This window comes from Lysinibacillus sp. FSL W8-0992 (assembly GCF_038008685.1).
Classification (GTDB): Bacteria; Bacillota; Bacilli; order Bacillales_A; family Planococcaceae; genus Lysinibacillus.
In genome coordinates, this window is the sequence record NZ_JBBOZQ010000001.1 from 1,636,343 (window position 1) to 1,648,807 (window position 12,465).

Below are 12,465 nucleotides of genomic sequence, written 5' to 3' on the forward strand. Positions count from 1 at the left end.
TCCCAATCTAACAGGAGCATACGAGCCACCCAGGACGTCACTATGACGCTGAAATATGCGGTTGTTACTTATTGTTGCTATTCACGTATTTCTACGAATTTAGCGATAATAGGTAACCTCTCTGCGCCGATTTCCCGGATCGAGCAGCTATTCTGCTGAAAATAGGTGCTGTTGTCAACTCACTCATTATTCAAAATTCAATAAATCTATCTAATGTTAATTAGTTTATTTTGTATATTTTGATTTTAGAAGGAATTTTTTTTGCTTTTGTCGAAATAGATTTATGAAGAGCATCTTTTAGGAGTGAAAATAATCTATGTATAATTTGACAACAACGTTTCTTCAAGAAATTGAAAATGAATTAAATAGGAAAAATTTTTTAATTGAAGATTTTAGTATTGAATCGAAAAATTACACAGATTTTGTAGAGTTAAATATTCAATATATTTATTTACCACAATACAAATTTAAAGGAAACATATATAAAGATGAAGAAAGGTTTAAAGTAGAGTTTAATCCTGGAGCTGTTACATTTACAGTTCGAAAAGATTATTTAAAAAAATACGACTTCTTAATTAATATCCGAGAGTGGTTAAATAATATATATAATGAAATGACAAAGACACCTATTGCAAGAAAAGTAAACGAGCATGATGAAATATTAAAGTCCTTGCAAGAAAAAATTCATTCTATGGGAGAAGAAGGCGATCAATTTTTCACAAAAGAAGAAGGGGAAAATCTAGGATATAAGTTAAATGAACTAGAAGAATTGCTGAAGAATGAAATTCTTGAAAAAGACGAAAATAAAGATATACAAAAACAAAATTTAGATCAGCTTTATTCTGAAATTAATACATTAAGAAAACATTTAGATATATTAAATAAAAAAAATTGGTTCCTTTCGTTTTCTGTAAGACTTTTTAAATGGATTAAACGCAATCCAGATATGACCAGACGAGTGGCCGGCTTTTCTAGAGAATTGCTCCCAGATGAAGTTAAAGATATTGTTTCTCAAGAAGCATTGGATCAATTATTACCTCCAGGTAATTTAGAAATAGCAGCAGGCTCTGAAAGTGAATAACATATTACTTTTTCAGTTATTAGCGCAGCCAATTAGTCGGCATGCGCTTTTTCTTCGTCTACTTCTAGAATATCGATTAACTCAGTAAGATCAAATATTTTTCAATTTACATGAAGTTCTATTTAAAAAATTTTTTTCGTTAACGTAAAATACATACAGAAAGGGGGAAACCAATTTTTTTTCAAAAAAACAGTTTACAAACTAATATGATATGACTCGGCTTTATAAAAATGCATACATTTAAGAAATTTAACATATCCATGAGATATGTGAAGAATTATGAATTGAATGGGGGAAATGGAATATGAATATGTCTATAAGTAAACTGGTAGTTAATGATTTTCTAAGAAAAAAATTTTCAAAGTCTCAAATTAATGTACTATTGTTTTATGCACAGTTTTGGAAGGATCCCATAGAAATCTGCCGCTTAGTTGGCTGGGCAATTGGTCCTGATAAAAAAACGCAGTGCCATCAGAAAAGAATTACACTAGAGGCTAAGGGTAAACTGGAAAAACATTTGCTGAGCATTTACCATCAAATACCTACCTTAAAGGATTTTGAAGAACTTATGAAACTTATTAGAATAAAAGGCATAAAAGGCATTGGGGGTTTGACGGTGTATGATACTGCTGAGCGGATTGGATATGCTTTTGGACTCTATCCAACTAAGGTATATCTTCACAGGGGAACGAGAACCGGGGCAATAAATCTGTTAGGTCGTAAAGCAGTGAGGGGACGAAAGTATCTGTATATGCATGAGTTTCCAGTGGAATTTCAAATTCTTACACCAAGGGAAATGGAAAATTGTTTGTGCATCTATAAGGACACTTTCCTAACTGGTAAACTACCTAAGCAGAAGTTAGCATGTAATGGAAAAATGATTGAAATGAAGAACGCATGTTAAGTGGGAAGAAAGACGATAGCCGTTATTGGCCGTCGTCTTTTTTGTCATCTACCTCTATAAAATCAATTATCTCGGTAATATCATCAATCCCCAAAGTTTCGGCGATCCTCTCAATATGCCCAAAGTTAATATTTCTTCTCTTGCCATTATTTAATTCGCTTAGTGCTGCGTGTCTTATATCGCACATCTCCGCCAATTTCCTTAATGATTTAACCTCGTACTTTTCTATTAAATAATCGATTTTTATAACAACTTGCTTAGTCATACAAAATTCCTCCTAAATTACACTTGACGTTACGCATTAGCGTACCATATAATGATAACAGAAGTGGTACTCATAAGCGTACCGTAAATTAGAATATCGGGAGGTTTTACGAATGAATCAATCTAGCCAACGTATTTTACTCGACGAGGATTATGTAGTCACAATGGTAACAACGCAATTAATGGATGGGGTGCAGCTAATCGTCTGCGAAGAAGAAGGCGAAGCAACGCTTATGATAAATGACGCAGATATAAACCTCAAATATACAGAGGAATTGGCGTCTATTCTTGCCAATTTGAACGAATACACAGCGGAGCATCTACTCATGGTACTTGCGCAAGTTGATCGTTTAGCTTCGTAATACGTAATATCTAACCGGATACTACGGTATCGGGTGCTGATACAGGAATTTAGTACGGTATATTACGGTAAATATACATTCATGAATACATGTACGACGCGTTGCAGAGCGACATACCGGTAAATAGTACGGTAAAAACATGTATAAAGTTTAAAACGGGACGATGTCGTCCCCAATTGCTGAATCCTACTTGCGCCAACAAGTCGGAAACTAACGCCTATAAAAATTCAATTGCGACTGAATTAGGCATCCACCATCAAATTGCTAAGCGTTGACATCGACGCTTTATAAAGAAAGAGAAACCTAACGTCTTATGAGATCCATTGCTAGTGAGTCATATATAACGCTGATTCTGCCCCAACAGAATCGGCAAATATTCGCTAGAGCTTGCGCCAACAAGCGACTAGTACCAAAATCGTAGCGCCAACTGCGATTGGAGACGGTTACTTTGCTGAGTAGCCGTTTTTCTATTAGAAACGTATCTGACGTTTATGAAGGTAAAAGATATTACGAGTCTTTGCTGCGCAAATCCTCTATGTCGCTAGCGCTCCATATCTGATATTACATTAATGATGATATCTTGCGATTGTAATAATATCACTGTAATAGATAGACGCGGACTTATTTTGCGATCTTTGCAAAATGAGGACGCAAGTGTTTAAGGAAGTTGTTACAACTTCTCGGACACCTTCGGTATTAGCGTACAATATCGGCATATCAATACATATTTAGCGTAAATCTTTTCGTGTGCGGACGGTAAGATAAGATAGATAAGATTCTATTTGATTTGTTGAAATGTACAAGATATATGTAAAAACGAGCGTATTTTATGCGTTTATAACTATATATTGTGTGTTTTGTTAAAATCTAAGGTGGACATAAAGGGATGGTAATTCCGGATATTCGGGACATAAAGGGATGGTATTTTTTTAGAGGAGTACTAACTTTGTAAAAAATTAAACGTTGATGCCATATTTTTAGCGTTTAGCTTGCTATAAGGTTAGGAATATACGCAATTTTAGATTTATTTTTATATATTTTATTGCTTTTTTCAGCGTTTCATGGCTTACCTTATGAGGAAGTAAAAAAGCTTCGTTTATTAATACACAATTTACCGTTTTAGACACCTATACAAGGGAAGGCGTATTTTTTTCTTAACAGAAAGCCATATTTTTACCGCTCAGTCATCTTATGAAGTGAGGAGCAATTTTTATAAATGATCGCCGTCCAGGTTTCAGCCATATTTTTCAGTAAAACGTATCTAGCCTAAGAGTACGGAGAAAGACTTTGCCAATTGAAAATGTTAACTTTTTATCTAGTTGTTGGATATACATTATAGGTAAATGAATTAATTTAAGGGTAATTGTTATATTTATTGCAAAACCTTGGCTTATACAATATGAAGGGAACTTGTACTTTAGAGCAGTTTGTATCTTATATTATGAAGAGGATATTAAGGCAAACGTATATTTTATAGCAGTATGTATCATAGATAGTGAGGGAAATGTTTATAAATCGATTCCGCCATTTTTACCGTTTAGTTGGCTATACATGTGAGGAAGGTCTATCTCATTTGTAGTGGTGAAAATTTCCGATATTTATGGCGTTTAGTTATCTATGCTATATGAATGGAAGTTTAAGGCATCGACCCATACTTTAGAGCAGCTTGTATCATAGATAGTGAGGACCCATATAATTGCCGAATTGTCTGTCCTATAGAGTAAGGAAGTAAATATGCCAAATGGAAGCCTACATTTCACTTTAGTTTGTATCTTATATATTGAAGAGGTATTTTTCAGTCGTCCACTAGGGCGGCTTTTTTAATTGGCTTTATTGTGGTGTTAAAAATACTACGAAGTCAGAAAGGAGCGTCTTACCGTGAAATTAAACGCACATCAAATCAAGCAGTATCGTGAGGTACTAGGAATTACGCAAGGAGAATTATCGAGAAAACTCGGAATATCGTCGTCAACACTAGGCGCAATAGAACGTGAAGAACGTCGCCTTTCTGACGCAGTAGCAAGTAGAGCCAGTTCCGCATTGCTCGAAGCAAGTCGCAGGGTTATGGCAGCAACCGAAGAAATTCAAACGCTTGCCGACGCATTACAAAAATAATAGATGAAAAGGATGATGACTATGACAACAGCAATTACAGGAAAAGAATTCGTACAGCTACACCCGAATACACGACGCAAGGCAATTGCGCAGAAGGCAAACTTTATAGTTGTTGACGGCGTACCTTACGACAGAGAAACACACGAATCGTTGGAAGGTCGATATGTTGCCGAGTTAACGCCAGTGCGAACAGAAGCGCAATCCAAAGTAATTGAATCGAAGCAAATCCTCGGAGATCACGAAAAAGAAAACGGAGGCTTTGTATTCTCCTTCTTTAAACAGTCACGCATGATAAGCGAACGATTCCCAACACTCAACAATTCCGATATTGCACGTCTAATGTACCTCGGTACTTACATCGCATGGAATACAGGGCGCTTGCAGTACGATAATGGACGAGTGATTGACCGCGAAGGCTTTGAAAAGTTGATGGGGCTAAGTACGAAACGTTCACGCGAATTATTCAAACGCTACGTAGAGGCGGAGATTTTAACGGAAATCGATGACTGTATCTTTATGAATCCAACGGTATTTTATCGAGGAAATGTAAAGACAATCAGCCACGCAGTATCAGATATGCAACACACGCGAGTGTTCAAGAAAACGATACGTGACTTATATGAGAAAACAAACGGCAAAACGGTTGGACAGCTTGCGCTAGTCTACTCAGTTATGCCTTTTTTAAATTTCGAAACAAATACAATCTGCTTCAATCCAGACGAAACGGACCTGGATCGTCTACGCCCGATGGGACTAGAGAAACTTGCGGTTCTATTGGAATATGCAAACGCAGGTAAGTTAAAAACGGCATTAAATCGCGTTCAGATAGATGGACAAGTAGTATTTAGCTTCTATGAAAATCCGCGAGACAGACGTGAGAAACGTATCACAGTCAATCCTCGAACAATCTTCGCAGGAACTGGTGAGCAATTAGCTGCGATTATGGTGCAGTTCAATTAAACAGAGGAAAAGGAGAAAGATTATGACACTAACCATTAAACAAACAGTAACAGAAACAGGTCCAGCAACAGTAGAGGTCGTTATTGAATTGCCTGACGAAAGTATATTTCGTGAGGTTTATCATAACGGAAACCTCGTATTCCCTGCATTTGTTTCGCTGCGTAAGGTCTTGCAACACTACAAAAAAACAGAAATCGCAGTGGTTACAACAAGTGAGCCACTGGCTATGGAGTACAACTACGAGTACCAAAACCCTAATGCTCGCTTATTAATGGAATTAGTAAATGTAATCGTGCGAAACGGCTTGACCGTTAGCATTGAATATATTCAGTAAAAATTAACAGATGAAAAGGATGATGACTATGACAGAGAAAACAGAACAACAAACAGATGCTAAAACGATGGAGATGCTATACGCTATCAGTCTTTCATTAGCACGCTTAGAGGGCAAGTTAGATGTAATTGTTGCTCAAAGTAAAGGCGGTGCATGTTAATGAAGGTTTGCACAAAATGTGGTACTAAAACCAAACATTTTTACAGTATGAAGCGGACACACTGCATTGAATGTGAACGGAAGGACGCTCGATACCGCATGGCATCGCTTGAAAATAGGGCTCGAGGTGCTTTCCGACATGCAAATAGAAAAGCTAAGCAATTCGGGGTTGCAAACGATTTAACTTACGACGATGTTATGTACTTGTTTAAGTTAGCTGGCGGAAGATGTGCGTATACAGGTAGATTTAGCAACGATTTATCTCTCGAGCATGTCATTCCGATGTCAGCAGGTGGTGCGAATACGATAGGCAACATTATTGTCGTTGATGTCGGCGTAAATCGAAAGAAAAATGATCGTAGTTTCCTCGAGTTTATCGAGACAAAATATAATCCATACGATGTTGCACCACTCGTAAAACTGCTGGCAGCGAGAGGTAACCGTGATTATGAGGCGCTATATGACGAGTTATATGAGTTCCAACGAGAAGAATGCAACGCTTGGTACAGACGTCTTATGGACAAGCACAAGCAGGCTGCAGTATGACGAAAATAAATAGAGAATTTGAGGCGTGGAAATTGGATGACGATTTCTACGCCTTATATGTTGGCGCGGGATACCCTATCGCAATCAAGCGTATCAAAGCCAGGAAGGGTTACGCGGTCATGGCAACCTATCACACTCGCGAAGGTAAATTACACGCAATACAATTCAAAATTCCAGTTAGACTGCGGAGGGGCTTGAAATCTGTATTAAAACGACTAGAGAACGATTCCTACGTATAAATTATCAACCAACTTATTTCAACGTGCTAGAAATAAAGAATCATCGAAAATCGTTACCCATGACCGCCGAAACTGGAAGGGCGGTGAGTGTTCCATAAACACACCGTAGTATCCCACATTTAATAACTTAGGAGGAAAAGGAAAATGACAAATGAAACAACAGAACAGCCAGAACAAGAATTAATCGAGGAACAAGTAACCGATCAATCGCCAGATCAAACGGAAATTGACGATTTACGAGCGCAGGTAGCCGAGTATGAAGCGTTAAAAGCGCAAATAGCAGAGCAAGAGGCGACTCAAAAAGCCGAGATATTCGCACAGAAGGTCGAACAATCTGGCGTAAAAGACTTCTATAAATTACAGCCGTTCCTTGACGCTACAAAGCTAGAAGGCGATGCGCTCGACGAACTGCTCGGCATCTTGCAGGGTATGAAGCCAAAGCAGACACCGATTGGCGCAGCGACTAATGGCGGTAATGATACAAAAACAGTTCATCAAACGATGCTAGCGGACGCAGAGGCAGTAGCTAAGCGAACTGGCAGCGTTGAAGATATTGCCGCATTTAGCGGACTAAAACAAAAAATTAAACAATTTGGGGGACGACGATAATGACAAACGCAATTAATACTACTCAATTAGTAGGTAAGAAAGAATCTGTAGTAGACGAGGTACTTTTACTCAATCCAAATCAAACGCCTCTAGTAAACTTACTAGGCTTTAAACAACCCGTAACTAATACAACTCACGTTTGGTACGAGGATCAAACATTCGCAGTCAAAACGAAGGTGACGGCGCTTGCTGCTATCGAAGCTACCGAGTTAACCGTAGCTGACGTGGAGCCATTTGTAGTCGATGCTATTGCACAAATCGAGGAGGAGTTAGTACAGGTTACTGCGATTAATACCTCTGCTAAGAAAATCACAGTAGTACGTGGTTATGCAGGTACAACAGCCTCGGCAATCGCAAAAGACGCAGAGATTGAGTTCTTATATGTACGTGGTGAAGAAGGCGCTGACATTCCGAAATCACGCTACAAACCACGCCAACGTGTTGAAAACTATACACAAATCTTCATGGAATCGGTAGAAGTTACTGGCACAGCAGAATCAGTATCACAGTATGGTGTAGACGGCTTATACAACTACGAGAAAGCGAAGAAACAACTTGAAGTTGCGTTACAGCTTGAAAAATCGTTAATCAACGGAGTCAAGTTCGATGATGGTACTGTACGACATTTAGGCGGTCTACGTAACTTCATTAAGACAAATGTTACAGACGCAGGTAAAGTCGCTATTTCAATTAAGATGCTTACGGATATGGTACAGACGGTGTTCGAGAAAGGCGGTCTTGCAGGTGGCGGACAGTATGCGTTCATTGTGTCAGCGCATCAGAAGCGTGCTATAAGTGATTTACAAGGCGATAAAATCCGCATTACACAAGCGGAAAACAGTCGTGGACAAGTAGTCGATCACTTAGTAACCGACTTCGGGCAGTTCCCAATAGTCATGAACGATAATGTTAAGTCGAATGAGATTTTCTTCATCGACATTAATCGTACGGCAATCAAGCCGTTAAATGACCGCGGATTCCACCATATTCCTGCGGCAGTTACAGGCGACCGTCAACGTGGTTTTATCGTAGGCGAGTATACTCTTGAATTCAAGCAAGAGTCGGCACACGGTCGAATTAAAAATCTAGCGTAACAATTTTCGAGAGGCTTGCGATTAATTTCGTTTGTCTCTTTTTGTTTCAAACGTGAAAGTCAGTTCAAAAAAAAATTAAATGTATGGGAGACGATTAAATGACAATTTTAGACGCATTCTTAGGGGCAAAACCTACAGTAGAAATTACGGAAAAGGTATTTATTAAACGTTTAGGTAATTCTATTACGATTAAAGCACTTACAGGTGAGGATATCGATATGATTCGTGACCAGGCAACTTATCCGATTAAGAACGGTAAGAAAACGGAGCTAAGAGTTAATGAAGAAGAAGTATCACGCTTACTTATCGTTAAAGCAACGATTGAGCCGAACTTTGCGGATAGACAATTGTTAGAGCATTTTAAAGCGGCTGACGCAGGAGATTGCATACAAAAAGCGTTATTAGCTGGAGAAATTGCAACATTACAAAATGCAATTTTGACACTATCCGGCTTTAACGACGAGGAAGAAATAGAAGAAGTAAAAAACTAATTAAGGCGGGTGGTGAAGCATTCTTATTGCACCGCATATGGCAAAATCACCACATACCGCCGCATGAAGTTTATGAGATGAAGAAGCGTTATAGGACGTTTATGTATGCGTCAGAAATGATTGTGATGGATGAAGAAGATCAACAGCGAAAAGAATTAGAACGTAAACAAAGGCAGTAGAAGGCGCTCTTAATAGGGCGTCTTTTTTATTTTGTCAAAGGAGAGTATGCGAATGAATGACAAATTATATGAACATAGCAATCGGTTTATATCAGCCAGTCAAAAAGCCGTAAAGAGAGCTGATTACTAATGGCTATTAATTTAACCGCAGTTTTCAGAATGAGGGACGAAGGATCGTCTCGTATGCGTCGATTAACACAAATGATGGAACAAATGAACCGTACGAGCAGAACTACGAGCGAAAGTATGTCGAGGGCACAATCAACAACTAACCGTTTTAGTGATGCCGTTTCTTTGACGTCGAATCGTATGGGTGGGTTTGCAACTCGAGTCACTTCATTGCGCGTAGGGGCTAACGGACTAAGTACGTCATTACGCGGGATGCAAGGCGCTTTAGTGGGAATCGCGGGGGCCTACGTGGGAGCAAATGGGGCGGCCAAATTGTTTAATTTAACAATCGGCGCTGCAGCAAACTACGAACAAAATGCGATGGCAATTAGCGGTATGTTCGGTGACGATAAAAAGGCGAAAAAATATCTCCAAATGGTAGAGAAAGCAGCAATTGACAGTCCTGTTTTAAATAGCACAGATATGCTGTCAAATTCAAAGGCATTCTTGGGACTTAGTAAAAATGTTGATGAACTCAAACAAGTTTGGGGATTAGTTGAACGTATACAGGCGCTTTCCGGTGTAGATACTCAGCAGGCAGCTTTCTCAACTAAGGAGCTTATGCAAGGTGACTACATTTCAATGTACGATGCGATAGGATTGGATAAAAAGGAATTACAAAAAATCACTAAAATGGACGGCATGTCTGCTAAGATGGCCGGATTAGATAAGTTATTAACCAAAATGGGTGTAACAGATGAAATGGTTAATAAGATGGGAAATACAACAAAAGGATTGTGGTCCCAACTCGAAGAGAAGTCACAGACTTTCTTTAGAAACATGGGAATGGAAAGTAATACGAAATTAGGCGACTTCTTACGGCGACTAAACAAGATGTTTGATGGGATTGATACCGAAGCACTCAGTAACAAATTAGGTAGTCTGCTCGGAAAGGTTACAGATAAAGCAATCGCATTGTACGATTTATTCGTGAAATGGCGTAAACCAATCGCATATGCGGCAGGGGCTATAGCAACGTTTGCTGGAGCACTAATTGCTGTAGGAGCTATATCAATGCTAGCAAATCCGATTTCATTAATAGCCGCAGGAATTGCGGCCGCAGCAGTCGGAGTAAAGGCGCTCTATGACAATAGCGAAACGTTCCGAGGCATTATTGGCGGTATCATAGGGAAAGTCAAGTCGTTGGTCGGCGCATTTAAAACGGGGGGCACTGGCGGATTAATAGACGCTATCTTCCCACCGGACATTGCTAAAAAAGTGAATGCAGTAGTGGGCGGTATAAAGTCGAAAATATCCGATTTGATGTCTGCATTTAAAACAGGCGGAGTTAAGGGAGTTTTCGACGAAATTTTCGGAGCTGGATCGTTCGCTAAGGTTAAGGCGAAATTCGAGGAAGTAAAAGCGTATGTTACCGAAAAGGTGACGCAATTCTCCTCAGTATTCGGACGGTTGAAGGGGGCTTTTACGCAGGTATGGACGACAATTTCTAGCATAGTCTCGAACCTTTGGACGGTCATTCAACCGTATTTAAGCGGACTTTGGAACCTACTGCAAATTCTCGGAGATGTTGCGGTACTAGTTTTCAATAACGTTATTGCTCCAGCGCTTTCGTTTGTTGCGCAACTATTCTCGACTTTATGGACTATTGCACAACCGATTATTAACGCTATTGCCCAAGGATTCGAGTTGATGTCTAAAGTAATTAAATGGCTGTGGGATAACGTACTAGCGCCACTTGTCGAATTTATCTTAACTGGCGTTAAAAATGCGTTCGACATATTCTCTGATGCGTTATCTGGCGTACAGGGATGGTTCGAAAAATTGAGCGGATGGATTTCGACTGTATACGATAACATTAAGGATTTCGTCGGATTTATTAGTTCCGTTAAGATGCCGGACTGGCTATCTAGCGGAATCAACTCGACTGTATCGTTCGTTGGTAATATGCTCGGCGGCAGTAAACCGGACGGTTCGCATTATCATGGACTAAATAACGTGCCTTATGATAATTATCTATCATATTTGCACAAAGGAGAAATGGTATTACCTCGTTTTGAGGCGGAAGCATATCGTTCTATGATTAGTGGAAAAACACGCAGTTCGGGAGTAGATGATGTTACTTACAACTCAACAGGCGTAGGGATAACAAACAACTCAACTTATAATTCATATAACACTGCGAATACTCCTCGCAATGAAAAAGGCACGCCTAGTGTAGTTACGATTAGACCAACGATCAATATGCCTGGCATGGTTGTTCGCGAAGAAGCTGATATTCGTAAAATTGCAGATGCGCTTGTAAGTGGAATCTTAGAGAAAAGAGGAGGATTTTAGTGGGTGTATATAAACCGGAAATAATAAAAGAAGGCAGTGCGGTTGGCCGTTTGTTGAATGTAATAGAATATGTCGGCTATAATCCAGGCGGTCGTATTCGTACGGCAACAGTGACTAGTGTGTATCCTAATTTTAGAATCCTAGTAACTGGAGATACCGTTGATACTCCTGCGCAGGGTCTTACTTGCAATCCCGACCTGTTCAATCGAACTGAGACTGTTAAAATTGATGGTGTTACCCGAACAATTGAGTATCCCAATCGATTAGTCGAAGGTGCTAAGATATGGGTTTTCGAGCCGGAGCATCAACAGTTATTGTACGTATTAGCGATGGGAGAATAACGCTAAAATAAATGGGGGCAGGCATCGGCTAATACAGCTATGCTTGCCGATTTTTTTCGCCTATTTACTTAGAACTCCGTTTGTAAATCGGACATAACGCAAAATTGACGCATTATATAGAAGAAACTTCAAATACATAGTTCCGATTATGTCCGATTTTAACGCATTTTTGACGCTAGTATATGATCGATTTAATCGGGCAGATGACGGATTTGCAGGTGCACTTAAAACACTTTGATTCTCGACGATTATCACCATTTTGTAATCGGCATAGTCCGTCAATAACTAAACCTTCCGAAATTGACGACATTATATAGAAGGAAG

Annotated in this window: 14 protein-coding genes; 13 read left to right on the forward strand and 1 reads right to left on the reverse strand. The window is 39.3% G+C overall.

What is annotated here, in order from left to right; genetic code table 11:
- Positions 1-316 precede the first annotated feature (316 nt).
- Positions 317-1,081, forward strand: a complete 765-nt coding sequence (locus tag NSQ74_RS07935) for a hypothetical protein (RefSeq protein WP_340822550.1) — start codon at positions 317-319, stop codon at positions 1,079-1,081.
- A gap of 304 nt (positions 1,082-1,385) precedes the next feature.
- A complete protein-coding gene (locus NSQ74_RS07940; RefSeq protein ID WP_340822551.1) occupies positions 1,386-1,985 on the forward strand; it encodes a hypothetical protein in 600 nt (199 codons plus the stop codon).
- A 22-nt stretch (positions 1,986-2,007) separates the two neighbouring features.
- Here the strand turns inward: NSQ74_RS07940 and NSQ74_RS07945 are convergent, their stop codons facing one another.
- Positions 2,008-2,250, reverse strand: a complete 243-nt coding sequence (locus NSQ74_RS07945) for a helix-turn-helix domain-containing protein (RefSeq protein WP_340822553.1) — start codon at positions 2,248-2,250, stop codon at positions 2,008-2,010.
- 112 nt (positions 2,251-2,362) lie between these two features.
- On the opposite strand from NSQ74_RS07945, the gene NSQ74_RS07950 reads away from it, so the two are divergent.
- The 11 genes from NSQ74_RS07950 to NSQ74_RS08000 all read left to right on the forward strand — a co-directional run bounded on the left by NSQ74_RS07950 (position 2,363) and on the right by NSQ74_RS08000 (position 12,141).
- The gene (locus NSQ74_RS07950) at positions 2,363-2,611 is read left to right on the forward strand and encodes a hypothetical protein (RefSeq protein WP_340822555.1); all 249 of its coding nucleotides are present in this window, start codon (positions 2,363-2,365) and stop codon (positions 2,609-2,611) included.
- A 1,878-nt stretch (positions 2,612-4,489) separates the two neighbouring features.
- On the forward strand, positions 4,490-4,726 hold the full coding sequence (locus NSQ74_RS07955; protein ID WP_340822557.1) for a helix-turn-helix transcriptional regulator: 237 nt from the start codon (positions 4,490-4,492) through the stop codon (positions 4,724-4,726).
- 21 nt (positions 4,727-4,747) lie between these two features.
- Positions 4,748-5,686 (forward strand): hypothetical protein, encoded by a 939-nt coding sequence (locus NSQ74_RS07960; protein ID WP_340822559.1) that lies wholly within the window; start codon positions 4,748-4,750, stop codon positions 5,684-5,686.
- A 22-nt stretch (positions 5,687-5,708) separates the two neighbouring features.
- Positions 5,709-6,020, forward strand: a complete 312-nt coding sequence (locus NSQ74_RS07965) for a hypothetical protein (protein WP_340822561.1) — start codon at positions 5,709-5,711, stop codon at positions 6,018-6,020.
- A 28-nt stretch (positions 6,021-6,048) separates the two neighbouring features.
- Entirely contained in the window at positions 6,049-6,180 is a 132-nt protein-coding gene (locus NSQ74_RS07970) for a hypothetical protein (RefSeq protein WP_340822563.1), read from the forward strand.
- A 98-nt stretch (positions 6,181-6,278) separates the two neighbouring features.
- Positions 6,279-6,725, forward strand: a complete 447-nt coding sequence (locus NSQ74_RS07975) for an HNH endonuclease (RefSeq protein WP_340822564.1) — start codon at positions 6,279-6,281, stop codon at positions 6,723-6,725.
- A gap of 383 nt (positions 6,726-7,108) precedes the next feature.
- Positions 7,109-7,573, forward strand: coding sequence for a hypothetical protein (locus NSQ74_RS07980; RefSeq protein ID WP_340822566.1), 465 nt, complete (start codon positions 7,109-7,111; stop codon positions 7,571-7,573).
- Positions 7,573-8,667 carry an SU10 major capsid protein gene (locus NSQ74_RS07985; protein ID WP_340822567.1) on the forward strand — a complete coding sequence of 365 codons (1,095 nt, stop codon included), beginning with the start codon at positions 7,573-7,575 and terminating at the stop codon, positions 8,665-8,667. The genes NSQ74_RS07980 and NSQ74_RS07985 overlap by 1 nt, the downstream gene beginning before the upstream one ends.
- Before the next feature lie 98 nt (positions 8,668-8,765).
- Positions 8,766-9,158 (forward strand): phage tail assembly chaperone, encoded by a 393-nt coding sequence (locus tag NSQ74_RS07990; protein ID WP_340822569.1) that lies wholly within the window; start codon positions 8,766-8,768, stop codon positions 9,156-9,158.
- 338 nt (positions 9,159-9,496) lie between these two features.
- Entirely contained in the window at positions 9,497-11,800 is a 2,304-nt protein-coding gene (locus tag NSQ74_RS07995) for a phage tail tape measure protein (protein WP_340822571.1), read from the forward strand.
- Entirely contained in the window at positions 11,800-12,141 is a 342-nt protein-coding gene (locus NSQ74_RS08000; protein WP_340822573.1) for a hypothetical protein, read from the forward strand. The genes NSQ74_RS07995 and NSQ74_RS08000 overlap by 1 nt, the downstream gene beginning before the upstream one ends.
- The last annotated feature ends 324 nt before the right edge of the window (positions 12,142-12,465 follow it).